This is a genomic window from Corynebacterium sp. MSK047, assembly GCF_030232285.1.
GTDB classification, from domain to species: Bacteria; Actinomycetota; Actinomycetes; order Mycobacteriales; family Mycobacteriaceae; genus Corynebacterium; species Corynebacterium jeikeium_D.
Map to the genome: position 1 here is coordinate 20,219 of NZ_JASPJI010000019.1, position 19,460 is coordinate 39,678.

General features: G+C 59.1%; 15 protein-coding genes. 10 read left to right on the top strand and 5 right to left on the bottom strand.

The genetic code is table 11. The annotated features are described in order from the left end of the window. Positions 1 to 71: 71 nt before the first annotated feature. The 6 genes from QP981_RS08650 (at position 72) to QP981_RS08675 (ending at position 8,727) form a co-directional block, all read left to right on the top strand. Positions 72 to 1,346 carry a carboxylesterase family protein gene (locus tag QP981_RS08650; protein WP_049192869.1) on the top strand — a complete coding sequence of 425 codons (1,275 nt, stop codon included), beginning with the start codon at positions 72 to 74 and terminating at the stop codon, positions 1,344 to 1,346. A gap of 231 nt (positions 1,347 to 1,577) precedes the next feature. Further along, entirely contained in the window at positions 1,578 to 2,066 is a 489-nt protein-coding gene (locus QP981_RS08655; RefSeq protein WP_049192868.1) for a PH domain-containing protein, read from the top strand. A gap of 60 nt (positions 2,067 to 2,126) precedes the next feature. Beyond that, positions 2,127 to 3,446, top strand: coding sequence for a PH domain-containing protein (locus QP981_RS08660; protein ID WP_069359244.1), 1,320 nt, complete (start codon positions 2,127 to 2,129; stop codon positions 3,444 to 3,446). A gap of 108 nt (positions 3,447 to 3,554) precedes the next feature. Next, positions 3,555 to 5,366 carry a maltose alpha-D-glucosyltransferase gene (treS, locus tag QP981_RS08665; protein ID WP_284857856.1) on the top strand — a complete coding sequence of 604 codons (1,812 nt, stop codon included), beginning with the start codon at positions 3,555 to 3,557 and terminating at the stop codon, positions 5,364 to 5,366. A 32-nt stretch (positions 5,367 to 5,398) separates the two neighbouring features. Then, complete coding sequence (locus QP981_RS08670) at positions 5,399 to 6,751, top strand: maltokinase N-terminal cap-like domain-containing protein (RefSeq protein ID WP_284857857.1); 1,353 nt, start codon at positions 5,399 to 5,401, stop codon at positions 6,749 to 6,751. A 59-nt stretch (positions 6,752 to 6,810) separates the two neighbouring features. After that, positions 6,811 to 8,727 carry an ABC transporter ATP-binding protein gene (locus QP981_RS08675; RefSeq protein ID WP_284857858.1) on the top strand — a complete coding sequence of 639 codons (1,917 nt, stop codon included), beginning with the start codon at positions 6,811 to 6,813 and terminating at the stop codon, positions 8,725 to 8,727. Positions 8,728 to 8,782: 55 nt separating this feature from the next. Here QP981_RS08675 and QP981_RS08680 read toward each other — a convergent pair whose 3' ends face one another. Beyond that, positions 8,783 to 9,742, bottom strand: coding sequence for a diacylglycerol kinase (locus QP981_RS08680; protein WP_284857859.1), 960 nt, complete (start codon positions 9,740 to 9,742; stop codon positions 8,783 to 8,785). 224 nt (positions 9,743 to 9,966) lie between these two features. Here QP981_RS08680 and QP981_RS08685 point away from each other — a divergent pair, with 224 nt between their 5' ends. From QP981_RS08685 to QP981_RS08695, 3 genes are all read left to right on the top strand, one after another. Beyond that, positions 9,967 to 11,661 (top strand): FAD-binding oxidoreductase, encoded by a 1,695-nt coding sequence (locus QP981_RS08685; RefSeq protein WP_284857860.1) that lies wholly within the window; start codon positions 9,967 to 9,969, stop codon positions 11,659 to 11,661. A gap of 622 nt (positions 11,662 to 12,283) precedes the next feature. Continuing rightward, positions 12,284 to 13,867 carry a glycerol-3-phosphate dehydrogenase/oxidase gene (locus QP981_RS08690; protein ID WP_284857861.1) on the top strand — a complete coding sequence of 528 codons (1,584 nt, stop codon included), beginning with the start codon at positions 12,284 to 12,286 and terminating at the stop codon, positions 13,865 to 13,867. 97 nt (positions 13,868 to 13,964) lie between these two features. Further along, positions 13,965 to 15,116, top strand: a complete 1,152-nt coding sequence (locus QP981_RS08695) for a MalY/PatB family protein (protein WP_070438723.1) — start codon at positions 13,965 to 13,967, stop codon at positions 15,114 to 15,116. Between the two features lie 8 nt (positions 15,117 to 15,124). Here the strand turns inward: QP981_RS08695 and QP981_RS08700 are convergent, their stop codons facing one another. The 4 genes from QP981_RS08700 to QP981_RS08715 all read right to left on the bottom strand — a co-directional run bounded on the left by QP981_RS08700 (position 15,125) and on the right by QP981_RS08715 (position 18,756). After that, positions 15,125 to 16,483 (bottom strand): acid phosphatase, encoded by a 1,359-nt coding sequence (locus tag QP981_RS08700; RefSeq protein WP_049170684.1) that lies wholly within the window; start codon positions 16,481 to 16,483, stop codon positions 15,125 to 15,127. Positions 16,484 to 16,763: 280 nt separating this feature from the next. Next, complete coding sequence (locus QP981_RS08705; protein ID WP_070602923.1) at positions 16,764 to 17,630, bottom strand: 3-hydroxybutyryl-CoA dehydrogenase; 867 nt, start codon at positions 17,628 to 17,630, stop codon at positions 16,764 to 16,766. A 185-nt stretch (positions 17,631 to 17,815) separates the two neighbouring features. Then, positions 17,816 to 18,433 carry a hypothetical protein gene (locus QP981_RS08710; protein ID WP_048732750.1) on the bottom strand — a complete coding sequence of 206 codons (618 nt, stop codon included), beginning with the start codon at positions 18,431 to 18,433 and terminating at the stop codon, positions 17,816 to 17,818. After that, positions 18,433 to 18,756, bottom strand: coding sequence for a putative quinol monooxygenase (locus QP981_RS08715; protein ID WP_038629105.1), 324 nt, complete (start codon positions 18,754 to 18,756; stop codon positions 18,433 to 18,435). Before QP981_RS08715 ends, QP981_RS08710 begins: the two co-directional genes overlap by 1 nt. Before the next feature lie 106 nt (positions 18,757 to 18,862). Here QP981_RS08715 and QP981_RS08720 point away from each other — a divergent pair, with 106 nt between their 5' ends. After that, entirely contained in the window at positions 18,863 to 19,417 is a 555-nt protein-coding gene (locus QP981_RS08720; RefSeq protein ID WP_284857862.1) for a gamma carbonic anhydrase family protein, read from the top strand. Positions 19,418 to 19,460 lie beyond the last annotated feature (43 nt).

Below are 19,460 nucleotides of genomic sequence, written 5' to 3' on the forward strand. Positions count from 1 at the left end.
GCGCCTACCGTCTGAAACAGACTCCCCGCCCTTCTGGCAGGACCAACCGTGACGAGGAGGCGTTTTCCGCCATGACAGAGACGACTATTTCCGCTCCCTGCGGGAGGCTAACCGGCCGTATTCACGATGGCGCAATACAAGTTTTCAATATCGATTACGCAGATGCTGCTCCGTTCGCCGCGTCGGCACCGGTGGCAGACGGCCCACAGTCGGGCACTCGGCGCTGTGAACCCGAGCGCGAATTAGTTCTCACCGTCACCGCACCGGCTGAGCCCGCGGACGCCTCCTATCCGGTATTGCTGTGGATTCACGGTGGTAGCTACGAGTTTGGGCATCCCTCCGAACCCTGGACGGACGCGACGGCCTTCGCACAGGCGGGCATCGTCACCGTTTCGCTTGGATACCGCAAGGGCCTCGAGGGCTTCTGGCGTGACAGTGAAACAGAGACCTACCGGGCCATTGATGACCTGTATCTGGGGCTGCAGTGGGCTCGTCGTAACGCGCCTGCCTTCGGCGGCGATATCGACAACATCACTATCTCGGGGCAATCGGCGGGTGCGGCGCTGGCGCTCACTCTGGCTGCCGACGATCGCACGCGCGGCCAGATCCAACGCACCATTGCCATGTCGCCGGCCTTCTCGCTGCTGTCGGGCTCGCGCCTCCGCCGCACGTTGGCCGGCATCGGCGTGGGACGTGTGCCGTCCACCGACGTCTTTTCGCGTGCCGACGAACGCAGGGTCGCTCGGGCCCAGAAATTGGTGTCGGCATCCTCGCCTTCGGATCCGGCAATTGGGCCTCGCTTCGACAGCTTTGCTCCCACACTGCCGACGATGGTGACCGCCACCAGCGAAGAGTTCTTCTCAGAACCGCCGGTTGTGGCGATGGACAAGTTGCCCATGCGAGAGTGGATGGCTCGGCGCTACGCCAAGGGGCATCGCGGCCACGGCGAATTTCCGGCCACCGCCTATGCCGAGCGTCCGATGGGGAATGTCATTTCTGACTCAGCGATTCGCTCATACGCTGTTAAAGTCGCCGAACGGTCCGTGGCGGCTGAGCTGGATGTGTGGGCGGCACAGTTCGAACCGGGAGAAGGGTTGGGCTATGCACCTGCTGGCCGCACCAGTGGTGCTCCGCACTGCATCGACATTGCACGCTTCTTCGGTATGAAAGAACCCAACCATCCATTCCACCAAGTGGCGGTCGAGTTCATCCGCGAAGGCACCTCACACATGCCCCGCTACAACGACGACCGCAAGGTGACTACCTTTACCGGCGCTGACGCCCAGGCAGTCGAGGGCATTGCCATCGATGCGTGGGCGGCTCCGCGCCAGCTCTTTGGTGCATAGGGAATAAGGCGGGTGAAGCTTGCGCTGGTTAGCGCTGTGCTGTTGCGCTCAACAACTGAGCCCAGCAACTTAAGCTGGCAAAGTCTGCATGTACCGATAAATCTCGACGCAGACCAAAATGGTGATCAGCGTGATAAGTACTGCTATGAGTTTCCTGCGATCCATAGCCACCGTTCTTACCGAAGCACCAGGCCAGACGCAAGCTTTACCGTCTGTGTTTAACTATCAACTATGGAGCCGCTTGATTTATTAGTCCCCGAGAATTCCGCGCTACAACCGGTCGACCCCGCGCTGGCTAAGGTGAAGCGAATCGCGCACGCCGCTCCCCTGCTAGTTATCACGATTGCAGCCGTCGTCGCCGCTGTGATGTGGACTCCGTGGATGTGGTTGGGCGTCCTCGCCTGCGTGCTCTACTTCGCATATATCTACTGGCTCATCGGTCGACGAGTTCGTGCCCACCGATACCTCGAAGAGGACAACGACTTCATTGTTGCGTCCGGACGCTGGTGGCGCTCGGTCACTGTCGTCCCTTACGGACGAATCCAGTTCATCGACATCGATGAAGGACCTCTCCTTCGACTATTCGGACTTGCAACGTTGAAGCTCAACACAGCATCGGCGAGCTCGGATGCAGCTGTCCACGGTTTGCCACGTGAAGAAGCGCTCGCCCTGCGCGCTCGTCTATCTCAGCGCGCCCACGACCGGATGGCGGGTCTCTAAATGAGGCATAGAGTTCATCCCCTATCTCCGCTGCTCAAAAGCTTTGCCACAATCGCTGCGGTGACTGCATTCGCAGTCGCGAATCAGTGGCAGTTGGCCGTTGCGGTCGTGACTCAGCTCTACGACTGGGCATGGCTCGGTCTCCTTGTCGGTACCGGTGCGGTCGCCATAATTATTGGTCTGATTGCATTTTTCTCGTGGCTATCCTGGCGGTATACGTTCTACGAACTCACCGACGATGAGGTTCGCTACGGCTCCGGATGGCTACTGCGTTCTCGACGCGCGGCACGGCTCGACCGCGTGCAGGCGGTGGATATCAACCAACCATTGTTGGCGCGCATTTTCGGGCTCGCCGAAATTGTCATTGAAACAGCCGGCGGCTCCGATTCGCACTTCACAATCAAATACCTCACTCCCCCGCAGTGCGAACAGTTCCGCGCCGACGTGTTGGGTGAGGTAGAAAAGCTGGACACCGAACTGGCACATTCGCTTTACGACGGCGACAGCCCCGCCGCTGCTCAAGACTCCAGCGCCCACATGTCCTCCCGCATGTCCGACGCGAAGACCATCTTTGGCCCGGTCAATGTCGGACGGCTGATTGCATCCGTGGCCATTGGACCCGGTCTTTTCGTCGGCATAGCTCTTATCCTCCTCGCCGTTGTCTCTGCGCTGTTCACCGACTTCATCGTGGAAATCCTCAGCGGAGTAACCATCACTACTTTGATTGTGATTGGCAGTTTCGCGCTCGGCCTTTTCGGAGTACTAAATCAGTCGTGGGATTTCACGCTGAAGGTATCGTCGGAAAGCAGGCGTCTGGCGATTACCGCCGGGCTGTTGTCGACGCGCGCTCAGACCATTCCCATTGATCGCATTCATGGCTTTAAAGTGGTGCAACCGCTCTGGTGGCGTCCGTGGAGGTGGTCCCGTGCGGATGTCTCCGTGGCGGGCTATGGCCTGGACAGTGCACAGTCGAACAACACACTGGTGCCAGTGGCGCCGACACCGGAGACGGACACGATTGTCGATTACCTGATGACTGAGATTGCGGGACCGGCCTCTACCGATGACCTGCTGGGCTCCTGGCAGACTCCACGCACGGCATGGTGGCTCAGCCCAATTGACTGGAAATTTCAAAAGGTGCAGGCCACGAAGCGGGGGCTGTTAGTGACCAAGGGTCGGTTCTGGCATACGCGGTTCATGGTCCCCTGGCAGCGCATCCAGGGGCATACACTAACCATTTCTCCGCTGAAGAAAGCGGCGGGAGTGGCGAACGTGCGGATCGACATGGTGCCGGGAGCGGTCACTCCGGTGGCAACGGAGTTGAAGTTGGATGATGCGTACCAGCTCGCTGCGTTAATTCAGGAACACAAGGCTGTTTAGAATGCTGTTTAATGAGGTCTCCCAGGACGGCCATCTCGCACGGTCTTGTGGGATCTCGCAGGAAAACTCTCTCTGCAGGCTAGTGGCATAGTCATTACGCTGGGATGCATGACTATCGCCAAGGAAGATTACGAGTGGTACCGCAGCGCGGTGTTCTATGAAGTGCTCGTCCGAGCCTTCTTTGACTCCGACAACAACGGTTCCGGCGACCTCAAAGGGCTGACGGAGAAGCTCGATTATCTGCAATGGCTGGGCGTTGACTGCCTCTGGCTGCCGCCTTTCTACGACTCCCCGCTGCGCGACGGCGGTTACGATATCCGCGACTTCCGCGCCGTGCTCGACGAGTTTGGCACGGTCGAGGATTTTAAGGTGCTTCTCGACGAGGCCCATGCGCGCGGTATCCGCGTTATTACTGACCTGGTGATGAACCACACCTCCGATACCCATGAGTGGTTTCAGCAGTCGCGCACTGATCCGGATGGCCCCTACGGCGACTTTTATGTCTGGACTGATGACCCGGACACTTACTCGGGCGCACGCATTATCTTTGTCGATACCGAGGATTCCAACTGGACCTATGACCCGGTGCGTGGCCAGTACTACTGGCACCGTTTCTTCTCCCACCAGCCGGATTTGAACTATGACAATCCGGCGGTGCAGGAAGCGATGCTCGATGTGCTGCGCTTCTGGTCCGATCTCGGCATCGATGGCTTCCGCCTCGACGCTGTGCCCTACCTCTTCGAGCGCGAAGGCACTAACTGCGAGAACCTGCCCGAGACCCACGCTTTTCTGAAGCGCTGCCGCAAGGTCATGGATGAGGAATACCCGGGTCGCGTCCTGCTGGCGGAGGCCAACCAGTGGCCCTCCGATGTGGTGGAATACTTCGGCGACCCGGAGGTCGGCGGCGACGAATGCCACATGGCTTTCCACTTCCCGCTCATGCCACGCATTTTCATGGCGGTGCGCAAGCAGTCCCGCTTCCCCATCTCGGAGATCCTGGAGTCCACGCCAGAGATTCCGTCTTCGGCTCAGTGGGGAATCTTCCTGCGCAACCACGATGAGCTGACGCTGGAAATGGTCACCGATGCCGAGCGCGACTACATGTACGCCGAGTATGCGCATGATCCGCGGATGAAGGCCAACATCGGCATTCGCCGTCGCCTAGCGCCACTGCTGCAAAATGACCGCACACAGCTCGAGCTTTTCAATGCCCTGCTACTCTCCCTGCCGGGTTCGCCGGTGCTCTACTACGGGGACGAAATTGGTATGGGCGACAACATTTGGCTCGGCGACCGCGATGGCGTGCGCACACCGATGCAGTGGTCGCCCGACCGCAACGCTGGGTTCTCCAAGGCCGACCCCGGTCGGCTCTATCTGCCGACCATTCAGGATGCGACCTACGGTTACCAGGCGGTCAATGTCGAGAACCAAGCGAGCTACTCCAATTCGCTGTTGAATTGGGTGCGTCGACTGATCCAGGTCCGCAAGCGCTATGAGGCTTTTGGCCTCGGTGATTTCCGCGAGCTGAATAGCGATACCGCCTCTGTTCTGACCTATCTGCGCACATACGGCGACGAAGTGCTGCTGTGCGTCAACAACCTGTCCTCTTACCCCGCGGCCGTCTCACTGGATCTGTCCGAGTTCGCCGGTGCCACCCCGGTAGAGCTCACGGGTTCGGTTCCCTTCCCCACAATTGGCACCGATTCCTACCAGATCACGCTTCCTGGCCACGGTTTCTACTGGTTCGAAATCCAGCTTCCACCTGAGACAAACCTCGAATCGAGCGCCTCGATGTCGGCACCGACAATCCCGGTTGCGCAGGCGATATCGGACGCGCCGGTGACGTCATCACGCGAGCACTCCGGCACCGCCGCCGATGCCGCCGCCGATGCCGTCACAAACGCCGATAATAAAGAGTGATCTTTTAAGTCCCGAAAGGCGAACGAACTGAAATGACTATTCCCACCGCCGAATTCATTGCCGAAGAGCTGGCAGACACGCTGGTCAAGATGCGCTTTTTTGCTGACAAGGTCTCTGACATCGACCACGTCGAGATCCTCGCGCTTGACCCCGTACTGCGCGACAATCCCGACAGTCCCGATGTCGATATCGCATTGGTGAGGGTGCACACCGCACATTCTGCACCGACCTATCAGCTGCCCATCGCTTGGGCGGAGGACGTCCCCGATGGCCACGAGCAGTCCCTGCTGGTTCGCGCGGAGGGCATCGTCGGCTACGACGCTCTGATTGATTCGGATGCCATCACAGCACTCGGCCAGAAGCTTTCCGACGAAGGCAAGCTCGGCCGCATGGAACTGCGGCGTGTGCCGGGCTCTGAGCAGCTCCGACCGGAATCCGGCCGCCCCATGGGAGTCGAGCAGTCGAACACCTCGGTCATTTTCGACGACCGCGTGATGTGCAAGTTCTTCCGTCGCCTCTACCCCGGTACTAATGCCGATGTGGAGCTGCTGGCCGCACTGGCCCAGGCGGATTGCAAGTTCGTCCCTGAGCTCTACTCCTGGGTGGAGACCACCATTGGCGAAGACACCTACACCACCGCCATGCTGCAGGAATTCGCACCGAACTCGGTCGATGGCTGGGAGTTGGCTCTTGGCGCAGTGCGCGATGCCATCCGCGACAGTCAGACCCCGCTGGAAGATTTGGGCACCGACTTTACATCCGAAGCGCGTGCGCTCGGCGCAGCAGTGGCCTCGGTACACAGCAGCCTCGCTGCCGCTGTCGCGGTAAAGGAGCGTCTGACCGGTGCGGAGCTGGTAGCCCCACTGCGAGCTCGACTGGACTTCGTTGCTGGTGTGGTGCCACAAATTGCTGAGGTCAAGGATAAGGCTCAGGCTATCTTCGATCGCGCGGAGGCTGCGGTTCCGGAAGGTGGCGCCGTCGTCCAGCGAATCCACGGTGATCTGCACTTGGGGCAGGTATTGCGCACGCCGAGCTCTTGGCGCTTGATTGACTTCGAAGGCGAGCCGTCGCGCCCGTGGGAGGAGCGCCGGCTGCCGGATCACCGCCTACGCGATATCGCCGGCATGATTCGCTCCTTCGATTACGCCGCTCACTACCCGCTGCTGACCGGACGTGAAGACACCGAGGCGGCTACCGAGCGTGTTGAGCAGTGGGCTCGCCGCAATATCGATGCCTTCCTGGAAGGCTATGGCGACGCCAGCGACCCGGCACTACTGGAGGCTTTTGTACTGGATAAGGCCATCTACGAGTGCCTTTACGAAGCGCAGAACCGCCCCAACTGGCTGCCGCTGCCGCTTGGTGCTGTGCGTTCGCTGTTAGGATAGGGCTTTTGTCGCAGTAATTTCATAGCGGGAGTGATCCTCCCGCAAGATAGAGGTCTTTCGTGCGTCTGCTCAGCAGAATCCTGTCCACTACACGAGTGCTCTGGCCTTTCTATATCGGGGTCATCATCTGTTCGCTGGCCACCGCCGCCGCGTCGTTGATTAGCCCCTTCCTCATCCGCGATGCCACCGACGCCATCGTCGGCGCGGTATCCAGCGATGAAGGCCTGAGCCAAGCGGCGATGTCCGACACCACTCGCACCGTAATCTGGCTGGTCATAGGGCTGTTGATCGCTGATTTGACGCAGACCATCGTGCATAACATCGGTGGTTACCTGGGCGATGTGATGACTGCGCGCATGCGCGAGATTCTGTCGACCCGCTACTACGCCAAGCTGCTGTCGCTACCGCAGCGGTACTTCGACAGTCAGGTCACCGGCATAATTATCGCCCGCCTGGAACGCTCGATTACCAATATCACGCAGTTCCTCCAGGCGTTTTCCAACAACTTCTTCCCGATGCTGTTGACCGTCGGCGCGGTACTGGGCATCACCGCCTGGCACTACTGGCCACTGGCAGTGCTGTTGATTATCGTTTTCCCGGTCTACACCCTGCTGACCGCGCTGACCTCGAAGCGCTGGCAGAAGATTGAAGCGAAAAAGAACGAACAAATCGATATCGCCGGTGGCCGTTTTGCTGAGGTCATCGGCCAAGTCAAGGTTGTCCGCTCCTTCACTGCGGAACTGCGCGAAATCGCTTTCTTTGGTTCCCGCTTCCGCCGCACCATCTCCCTGACCCGCGATCAGTCAACGTGGTGGCACCGCATGGATGCCCTTCGCGGGGGCATTTTGAACATCATCTTCGCAGGCATCTACCTGCTGCTTTTCCTGCGTACGCTGTCGGGAGAATTCTCCATCGGCACCATGGTCATGCTCATTCAGCTGATTAACATGGCGCGCCAACCAGTGACCATGATGAGCTTCCTGGTCGACGCTGCCCAGCGCGCAGTCGCCGGTTCGCGCGATTACTTCAAGGTCATGGAGCTTACTCCAGAGACCCGCACGCAGCCGGAGCTGCTCAGTGCAGCGACCGCGAATAACGGCGACTTCGACTCCGCGTCCGTTGGTTCCACCGCAGACGCAGAGTCCGTCGACAGCGCCCACCGTTCCTCCCTGGAACGCGCAGCCGAACAGGAGGCAATTGGCGCTCCCATTGTCGACTTCGACGCAGTGGATTTTGCCTACGAAGAGGACAAGACGGTGCTCTCCAATGTCAGCTTCCAGGCGTACTCGGGCCAGAAAATCGCCCTGGTCGGCGAGTCGGGTGGCGGCAAGTCCACCATCGTCAACTTGCTGCTCGGCTTCTACGCCCCGACCGCAGGCCGCTTGAGCGTGCTGGGGTCGGATGTCTCCGAGGTTTCCGGTTCCACTCTGCGTGCTGGCTCTGCCGTCGTGTTCCAGGACTCGTCACTATTCTCCGGCACGATTCGGGAAAACATCGCCTACGGCAAACCCAACGCCACCGACGAAGAAATCATTGCCGCCGCGAAGAAGGCCAACGCCGACGACTTCATCCGCAGCTTCGCCGAAGGCTACGACACCACTATCGGCGAGCGAGGTCTGAAGCTCTCGGGTGGCCAGAAGCAGCGCATCGCCATCGCGCGCGCTATTTTGAAGGACGCTCCCCTGCTCATCCTGGACGAAGCCACTTCGGCGCTAGACACCAAGGCCGAACGCGAAGTTCAGCGAGGCTTGGACAAGCTGATGGAGGGACGCACAACGGTTATCATCGCCCACCGCCTGTCCACAATTTCCGATGTGGACACCATCGTGACGCTGCGTGACGGTCACGTCGACGAGGTGGGCGCACCCGCAGAATTGGCGCAGACTGACGGTATCTACGCCGAGTTGCTACGCCTGACGGCTTCGGCCTCGGCGGCGGATCGTCTGCGCCTGAAGAAATACGGCATCAAGGGGTAACGCGCCGTCGTCAAGCATGCAGGAAACGCTTGACGACGGGCACTCCTGCGCCCTTTTACGGACGGGGAACGATGTAGCGGCCAGCGCCCGGAACAATTTCGACGGTGACCGGCATCGGGAACATGAGGTCGCCGTCAGCGTAGGCGTTCATCTGGCGTGGCGGGCCGATGTATTCCACGTAAGCCTTCTTGGCGCGGTAGGTGCTGACCTCCCCGATTTTTTCAACGGTGCCGTCGAACACGGACTTGAAGGCCAGGGCGGCCTTGATGCGCCCGGCCTTGCCGATGACAGTGATATCCATCAGTCCGTCGGAGTGGTCTGCGGACGGGCAAATCTTCATACCACCGCCATAAGAACGGGTGTTACCGAAGGCGGCCAGCGTGATTGGACCTTCGAGAACCCGATTGTCATCGAGCGTGATGCGGAATGGCAGCGAGTGGAAAGCCAAGAACTCGCGGACGATGGCCAGGTTGTAGCGGTTACGGCCATGCGGCCAGGTCATCTGATTGACGCGGTCGGAGACAATCGAGTCGAAGCCGGCACACATGATAGTGCCGAACCAGCGCTGCTCCCCTGCCTCATTGGTGATGCGGCCGAGGTCAGTGGTCGTCCAGAAGCCATCGGCGATAACGTGAGCGGCATCGCGAGCATTGCCACGCGGCAGATTGTATTCGCGACCGTGGTCGTTTCCGGTGCCGGCCGGGATAATACCGAGGGGGATGCCGGTCTGTGCCTGCTCCTGCAGTGCGAGGTTAATCATGCCGTCGCCACCACAGACTGCCAGGGCATCAATTCGGCCGTCGGCGATGACCTCACGAATGAGCTTGCGGGCGTCGTCGGGGTTAGCACCTTGGAGAGCGATGACATCGATGCCGCGATCCGCGAACACCCGGCTCGCCCGGGCGGACGCAATCTGCGAGGCGCCATGACCCGCGTGGGGGTTAGTGACCAGAGCAAGGGTTCGAATCTCAGTTGTTCCCAGCGGGTAGTTGAGATCCTTGTCGTTAGCGTTCATCGAAGAAATACCTACTTTTACGTGGGCTTTTGACCGGTCAATACTGGCCTTTATGGGAGTGCGTTAATGCATCTAACTAAAGCTTACCAAGATTGATTGACACTTTTTGAGAAAACGTAACGTAATACCGCTATAATAAAAGATGTAAAGATGTGCTTCCGCGCAAGTTACATATAATTCCGCAGTTCAGACTCGCAGCACCGATGCCCAAGGAGAAGCTCAGGATGCCTAACAAGCTCACGATTCCGTACCGCATGCGCTGGTGGGGCTGGGGTGTTGACGGCAACGACAAGCCAATCACCACGGCCAGCGAGAAGCTACTGCAGCGCGAAATCGGCATGTCGCTGGACGCAAACAACCCGCCGCGCAACATCGCCGACGTCACCATCCCCAATAGTCGCCTCAGCACCGACGACATCGAAGCCCTGGGCGCTGTTGTCGGCGCGGATGCCGTCGCCACCGACCACGACACCCGCGTCAAGCACGCGGTCGGACGCTCCTACCCCGACCTGGTTCGCCTTCGCGCAGCCAAGCTCGATGTCGCCCCAGATGCTGTAGTGCTACCGAAAACTGAAAAGCATATCGAGGACCTGTTCAAGGTATGCGCTGAGCGCAAGATTGCAGTCGTCCCCTTTGGCGGTGGCACCTCGGTCGTCGGCGGTGTGGAGGCAGTTGACGGAGGCATGGGTAAGGCCATCGCAGTGTCCATGACCGCCTTTAACAAGATCATCGACATCGACAAAGTCGCTGGCACTGTCACCGTCGAGACCGGCGTTTTCGGCCCCGACCTGGAAAAGGAGCTGTCCAAGGCCGGCTTCACCGCTGGTCACTTCCCGCAGTCCTTCGAGTACTCCACTGTCGGCGGTTGGGTTTCCTGCCGCTCGGCAGGCCAGGAATCCTCTGGTTACGGTCGTATCGACCGCAACGTGATTGGCATGCGCGTCGTCACGCCAGCCGGCACCATGGAATTCCGCGACATGCCGTCGTCGGCATCCGGCCCGAACCCGCGTGAGCTTTTCCTGGGTTCGGAGGGCACCCTGGGCATCATCACGCATGTGACGATTGCCCTGAATCAGCGTCCACAAAAGGAGATGCTCTTCGACACCTACTTCTTCAACTCCTTTGAGGAAGCCGCCGAGGAGCTGCGCAAACTGGAGCAGAGCGGCAATATCCCGCACCTAGCGCGCATCTCCGACGAGAAGGAGACGCTGTTCGGCCTCACTCAGCTTGGCTCTGCCAGCATGTCTGAGAAGGTCACAAAGTACCTGAAGCTACGTGGCATCGACACTCCGTGCATGGTGATTTTTGGCTTTGCGCAGACGGATCCGGTCGGCGCCCGCGTCACCCGTGAGCGCCTGGCCGCTCGCCTGCTGACCAAGAAGTGCGTCCGCATGGGCTCCATCCCGGGCATGGCTTGGGTTAACCACCGCTTCTCCTCGCCGTACCTGCGCGATGTCATGATGACTCGCCGCGTCGGCGTTGACACCCTGGAGACCGCCACCACCTGGGATAACGCCGCGACACTGCGCCGCGAAATCGCCTCTGCAATGGAAGCCGCTGGCGAGAAGCACGGCACCCCGGTGTACGTCTTTTGCCACATCTCGCACATGTACGAATCCGGCTGCTCGCTGTACTTCACGTACTTCTTCCGCGAGACCGAGGGCGAGATTCTCCAGCAGTGGATGGACATCAAGACCGCGGCGTCGGAGGCCATGATGAACTTTGGCGGCACCATCACGCACCACCATGGCATTGGCCAGGATCACAGCCCGCAGTACTACGAGGAGAACACCGAGTTGTTCGCCAAGGTCATGCGTGCAATTAAGGACGAACTCGACCCTGCTGGCATCCTCAACCCGGGCAAGTTGGCTACCGGTCCGCGCTCCTTGGAAGAGCGTTACGACGGCAACATGATTTAACCCTGTTGCTGTCGGCTTCGGCTAGCGAGCTAGACTAACCAGTTCGCTAGCGTAGATTTCCGGTGACGTTGGGCCGTCATAAATAAACAGTGAAACGTAATCGTCAAGGGTAAAAGATTCAAGTGCTGCGGTCATTGTCGCTGTCGCTTCTTCCTGGGATTCCAAGCGAGAATGCTCGGATGGTGGGATGGTCGGCTCAATCGGTGCGATTTCGTCCGTGCGACCGCAAACAGCGTGGCGTTTTACATGCCTAAGCGCGCTTTTCTAGTGACGACCTGTCTGAGGTGGCACGGACTGGAGACAGCAGCAACACATCTGCAGCGATGGTGCAATAGCAGCGAAAGCTCGGTTCATGGACTCAGAGCGGTTGGACGCTGGGTGCATAGCCATCGAGGTGTCTCCTTCCTTGTAATCCCGGGAAATGATTCGCAACTAAGAAAGATTTCTTGAATCAATATCCGTGCCGGTCGTTGATAATGAACAACTTAGTCTATTTCTAAGCGCCTTGCAATGGGGTACGCCCGAAATAGTTCACACTCACTACGCACTCCACAACTTCATCACTTACGCCAGATAGTTTCATCATTATTACCGTCTTCGGGAAAGTCGAGGAAGAAAGACTATGACTGCCACGCACGCTCCTCAGCGCGATCGCTCAGCTGCGGCTTTGAACAAGGCTCGTCGGCAAGCGGACTTGAATCGTCTACGCGAAGAAACCGCTAAGGGCGACATCCCTGATCTGCTGGTCATCGGCGCCGGTATCACTGGTGTCGGCATCGCTTTAGATGCGGCGTCGAGGGGTTTGAAAACCGTTCTCGTCGAATCGAAAGACCTCGCTTTCGGCACCTCTCGTTGGTCATCGAAGCTCGCCCACGGGGGCTTGCGCTACCTTGCCAGTGGCAATGTCGGTATCGCTCGCCGCTCAGCTATTGAACGTGGTGCGCTGCTCGACGTCACCGCTCCGCACCTGGTGCATAACCTGCCACAGGTTGTACCGGTGATGGACAAATTCGCACCGTTGACCCGGGTTTTGCCGCGTTTAGGCTTCTTGGCCGGTGACTTTCTACGCATTATCGCTGGTACCTCCGCCACTACCCTGCCGTTGTCCCGCACTGTCAGTTCCCGCCGAGTCAGCCAGCTTTCGCCGACCGTCCGTAAGCGCGACGTGAAATTCGGCTACGTCAACTACGACGGTCAGCTGCGTGACGACGCACGCTTGGTCACCACTATCGCTCGAACCGCCGCTAGCTACGGTGCAACTATTCTGACCCGGGTGCGCTGCGAGAACGCCTCTGGAACGAGCGCCACACTAATCGACGAGCTCACTGGCGATTCCTTCGAGCTGCCGGCTCACGCTGTGGTCAATGCCACTGGTGTGTGGGCCGCAGACCTAGCGACGAACATCAAGATTCGCCCATCTCGCGGCACGCACCTGGTTCTTGACGCCGCGAAGCTAGGCAACCCTACCGGCTCTCTCACGGTACCGGTTCCTGGTCACACCAACCGTTTCTGTTTTGTCCTTCCCGCAGAGCACAACCGCGTCTACATTGGCCTGACCGATGAGGATGCACCGGGCCCGATTCCGGACGAGCCGGAAGTGCCGGAGGATGACATCGTTTTTCTGCTCGATGTCATCAACCAGGCACTCGAGGTTCCGCTCACTCGTGACGATGTCATCGGTGCTTTCGCCGGCCTGCGTCCGCTCATCGACGCCGGCGAGGCACACACCGCTGACCTCTCCCGCGAGCACGCCTTGTTGGAGGCCCCGAACGGCCTGATTTCCATTACTGGTGGCAAGCTCACCGAGTACCGTCTTATGGCTGAGCAAACCGTGGACAAGGTTGCGGAAAAGCTCGGTGTTTCGCTTGCTCCGTGCTCCACCCGCACCATCCCTGTGCTGGGCTCCGAGCCAGAGGAGCTCGACCGCGCTCGCACCGCCGCCGCTGCTGGCCGTATCCCGATGCCGCTGTTTAATCGCTACGGTGCCGAATCCTTCGAGGTCATCGAATCCTGCCCGCTCGACCGAGCGCTTGACCCGGTAGCGGAGGGTCTCGATGTCACCCGCGCCGAGTTCGCCTGGCATGTGACGCACGAGGGAGCTCTCAGCGTCGACGATATTCTCGATCGCCGCACACGGTTGGGGCTGGTCAAAGCTGATCGCGAAGCTGCCCTGCCAGCTGCTGAGGAGGCACTGAGGCTAGCCTAGCGCTGGCCATTGCCGCGGCTGCTTCTGATGTGGCCGTAGCTACTGGATAAAGCGGGGAGTCTTCGGACTTCCCGCTTTTTCTGTATACACGGAAACTATGAGTGTAAATAACGCTGTCACCTTCCCCTCCCTCGATGAACTCCGCTCCCGCAGGACAGTCAAATGGACCGCATATTCACCGGACGTGCTGCCACTGTGGGTCGCCGAATCCGATGCCACAACCTGTCCTGCCGTCAGTGCCGCAATCGACGAGGCGTGTCAGCGCGAACAATTCGGATACCTCTCGCAGGACATCACCGCGCTTACGACCGCAACCGCGGACTTTTCTGCACAACGCTACGGATGGCGCCCGAACCCCGACAATATCTTTGCCGTCGCTGACGTCGTCCGCGGTGTCACACTCGCGGTTGAACGCTTCACCCGCCCCGATTCCGCAATTGTCGTCCCCACTCCCGCCTACATGCCGTTTTTCCAGGTAGGTCCCGCGCTGGGACGCGAGACAGTGTGCATTCCCACGCTTGCCGACGGCCCGGATCTCGGCGCCCTCGAACGCGCCTTCGCCGACGGTGCCGGTTGCCTGATCTTGTGTAACCCGAATAATCCTCTCGGCTTTACCTACTCCCCCGAAAAACTTCGTGAGATTACTGATTTAGCCGCTCGCTTTGGTGCGCGCGTTATCTCAGACGAGATTCACGGCCCAGTTGTTCTAGATGGCACTCACACTCCAACCGCGTCGGTGTCGGATACCGCGGCGGCCGTGACTATCACGGTGACTGCTACCTCGAAGGGCTGGAATACCGCCGGCCTCAAGTGTGCGCAGATCATCTTTAACGACGAAGATGCCAAAACCTGGCTGGAGCTGCCCTTCATTGTTCGCGAAGGCGCTTCTATTCTTGGTGTCGCCGCGGCCACCGCCGCCTACCGCGATGGCGTGCCCTGGCTGGACAATTTTGTCGATGTCCTGCGCACCAACCGTGAGACTCTGCGAACACGTTTGTCCACTATTGCGCCGCAGGCTCGCTTTACCCCACCGCAAGCATCATTTTTGGCGTGGTTGGACTTGGGTGACGTGCCTGGTGTTGCCAGTGAGGACCCAGCTGCGTGGCTGGTTGAAAACGCCAAAATAGCACTCAACCCCGGCTTCGCATTCGGCGAAGGCGGGGCTGGGCATGTGCGGCTTAACTTTGCGACCTCCCCGGAAATCCTCGGTGAGGCCCTGGACCGTCTTGACGCGGCCCTGCGCTTGTAGTTGACGTTTTAGTTGGTGACAGTGACGCTGCCGTCGGCGTTGACAACAACGTTGGCGGCCAGAGCGCGAGCCAGGTTCATGCGAACGTGCTGGCCCTCGCCGTCAGTGCGATCGAGCGGGTAGCCGGATGGGATTGCGGTCTGAGCGAGGACGGAGCTGCGCTGTTCCTCAGTCAGCTGCGGGAAGCGGGTCTCCAGCAAACCTGCGTACCGCTTCGGAACAACAACTGGCTCGTTAGCCGGGCCAACCTGCTTGAAGTCGTAGGTCATGCGTTCGGTGTACTGCTGAACGGCAGCTGCGGTGCTCATGTACGGAGTGTCCTTGGCAACGCAGTTGGCGATGGTGTCGCCACAGCGGTACTCGAGCTCCGTACGCAGCTCATCCATGGCTTCTTCGATGAGTGGGCGGAACTCTGGGTCTGCCCAACGATCAGCTGCGGCCTGGTTGCCCATCATGCGGCCGCCCATAACGTCCAGCGGGTAGTGGACGCCCATGACAAGGCGAGAATGACCAGCCTCGGACGCACGCGCCTGAATCTGCGGTGCAACCTCCGGCAGCATCATGGCCAGCATGGTTGAAGTCCATGCAGCCTTGTTGGTGTGGCCCGACGGGTAGGACGGGGTGGTCGAGTACGGGTCGTCCTGACCTTCGCGGTAGTAGCGCTCGATGCGCTCCGGTGCCACCACAAACGGGCGATCGTAGCCGTAGACGTACTTCTCGAAGAAGGTCGAGCTGACCAGACCGCCGCCGCGAGCAAGGTTGCCGGACAGCAGGGCCTTTACCTTCGGCAGGCGATCCTCGTCATAGGCATCACGGAAGTGCTGGCCCAGGTTTGCACCGAAAGCAGTGGAAATATTGGCCAGTGGGTCCAGGTAGTCGTCATCAAGAGCGAGTTCCTGTGCCTGCGGGTCATTCTTGGCAGCGTTGTTAATGCGGACGACCGTTTCGAGGTTCTGGTCCATAACCTCTGGGTGGTTCTTCTCCAGCTCCACGAAAGGATGCACAACGTAGAAGTAGAACCAGTTATCGGTGGCGGCATCCGACGGGTACGCGCGTGCAATCTGGTCCGGGCGATACGAGGTTGGCTTCGGCGCATTCGGGTCGGTGTTTTCACCGGAAGATGACGGCAGCGAGATGGAATCCGGGACCTCGAAGCCACCGCCGGGGAGCTTGATTCCCTCTGGAGCTGCCACATTAGCTGGAAGATCAGAAACAGAGTCCAGGCGGTTGCCGAGCTCGGCCAACGGGTTGACCGGAGCTGCCACGGCCGTTGCCGGTGTAAGCCCCATTACAACTGCCATTGCTGCGGTAGCAGCGCCGACGCGAGTACGTGTTGCAGTGCGCTTGTGCGGCTTCAAAGAAGACACTGAAGCATTCCTTTCCAGATTGCTGCGTGGGAGGCACCAGTTGTGAAGTGCTCTATAAGCCAAGGTCTGACAAAATCTTCACTTATGTTAAGCGCACTGTGAGGTTTCGGCGCGTTGAAAAGAAACAAGTTTTCAAAATGCTAGCGCCGATCGTGGGAGCTTTCCCCATCAGACTCCGGGTTTTCACTGATAAATGCATAAAAGAAACCGGTTGGCGGGATAAACGCCCGTCAACCGGTAAGAACTCAATACTCGCCCCAAACGGGGCTAAAAGCGTGGACTACTTGGAGTAGTCGTAGAAGCCACGGCCGGACTTGCGGCCGAAGTGACCCGCCTCAACCATGCGCTTGAGCAGCGGAGGTGCCGCGTAAGTCGGCTCCTTGTACTCATCGAACATGGCATCGGCAATGAACTTGATGGTGTCCAGACCAACCATGTCGGCCAGAGTCAGCGGACCCATCGGGTGCGCACAGCCATTGACCATTCCGGCATCGATGTCTTCTGCAGTAGCAATGCCGTCCTGCAGCATGCGAATAGCGCCGAGGATGTACGGAACCAGCAGGGCGTTAACAATGAAGCCCGAGCGATCCTTAGCGCGAATGACGGTCTTGCCCAGCGCCTCGGAAGCGTACTCGTACGCACGCTCCGACTGAACATCACCGGTCGTCAGAGTAACGACATGCTCTACCAGAGGCAGAACCGGAACCGGGTTGAAGAAGTGCAGACCCATGACGCGCTCCGGGCGCTTGGTAGCTGCAGCAATGGACTGAATCGGCAGCGAGGAGGTGTTGGAAGCCAGGATGGCATCTTCCGACTCAACAATCTCATCGAGCTGCGAGAATACGCTGGCCTTTACTTCCGGGTTCTCCACGATGGCCTCGATGACCAGCTCACGGTCAGCGAAGCCTTCCAGCTTGGTGGTGAAGCTAATACGTCCCAGAATCTCATCACGTGCAGACTGCTCTAGCTTGCCACGGGAAACGGCCTTATCCAGCGACTTTTCAATACGGGCGCGACCGGACTCAAGGAACTCCTCCTTGGCCTCCCAGACCTTGACATCGCTACCGGCCTTCGCACAGACCTCAATAATTCCGGAGCCCATCTGACCGGCGCCGACGATACCTACTCGCGAGATACTATTTGCCATTGGCGTGTTTTCCTACCTTCTACTCTGGGTTATTAGCCAGCATTGTGCTTCATCCGAGTGCGCATTCGCTTGACGACGATCACAGCGCACTGGCTTTATTTACACGCTACTCACTTCCCCGGTTCCCCGGGCACGCTTTGCAGGACTTTTTACTTGAATTTCCCCCCACGAGCTTTGGGCAGCGGCTAGTACTGCATACGTTTTTCCAGCGCCTGCTGAATATCTTCCAGCTGCTGCTGAGAAGAGCGTGCCAACTCTTGCAGGTCGTTTCCGCCATGCTTTTCCAGCTCTTCCCACTGTCCGAGCATCTTATCCAGGCTGCCTTCCATCAACGTCAGATAAGCCATATCTGCGTGTGGCCCCTCCTCGTTCTCGAGGCGAGTCATGGTGGCGGTGTCGAGCTTGGTCTCCGACGGATCAACATCGACGCCGAGAGTCTTGACTAGCTGCGCTTCCTCTTCAGCAAAGATTGGCTCCGCCTGCTGCGCAATCTTTCGAGTCTCTTCCGAGACCGATTCCTTTGCAATTAGTGTCTGCGATGCTTTCTTCAGCGCCGCAGTATCTGCCGCCAGCTGAGCCAAGTTATCCCGAATGGCGGCAGTGGAGGCAACAGCACTCTGCTCCTGGCTTGACTGATTTTGGCTACCCTCCAGGGCTGCCTCATCGCTATCCCCACAAGCACTGAGACCAACGACGAGAGCAGAGGCCAGCACAGCGGAGCCAATACGCAGGCCACGCCCAATCAGAGAATAGGTGTCACTGCTGGAAGCGGCTGCGCTATCGCGAATGGTGTCTGAGGACATTAGTCGACCTGCAGCTCGCCCATGCGATCCCAGTCCTGCTTATCTGGCAGTACCTGCGAGACAATCTTCGGGGTCTCAGCGAGCAGCGGCTTCATCGCTTCCAGGCCCTTGGCGAAGTGCTCGGAATTGACGTGGGCTTCACCAGCGTCATCATCGAATGCCTCGACGAGGATGTACTGGTTGGGGTCTTCTACGCTGCGGGACCATTCAAACCACTTGTTGCCAGCCTCTGCGCGGGTGGCAGCGGTGAACTCAGCGACGTGGTCCATCCATTCGTCGGCAAATTCCGGCTTAACTTGGTAATTCACAACGATAAAAATCATGTCGCCCACTGTAGGCGCGTCCAAGCAGAATTGCACCCTTCGACGAATAGAGTTTCGCTGAGAATTTTTCTTACGCTGACCTCAGGTGACAGTTATATTGGTTTGTATGATGAACACTCCGCTCATTCTCACCTACCAAGATAAGACCCCACGCATTCATTCCAGCGCCTGGATTGCGCCCGGCGCGGTCATTATCGGTGATGTCGAAATCGGTGCGGATAGCTCCGTGTTCTACGGTTCTGTTCTCCGAGGAGACGTCGCACCGATCCGCATCGGCCAGCGCACCAATATTCAGGACAACTCCACAGTCCATGTCGACCGAGGTGTGCCCACAATTCTCGGCGATGATGTCACCGTCGGACACATGGCCTTGGTCCACGGCACCACGGTTGAAAATGGTTGCCTCATCGGCATGAAGTCCACCCTGCTTTCGCGTTCCCGTATCGGCGCTGGCAGCCTCATTGCTGCAGGTGCCGTGGTGTTGGAAGATCAGATTATCGACCCCAGGTCGCTGGCTGCAGGCGTTCCCGCCAAGGTGCGTCGTGAACTCTCCGCCAAGGAAGCAGAGGGCTTCATCGCCCATGCAGGGCGTTATGTGGAAACAGCGTCCAACCACCGCCACCTCCGCGAGGTCGACCTGGATATGGTGACTTTTAACTAGGCGGCTGCCGAGGCGCCTAGCTAAGCGGCTAGGCGGATTGTTT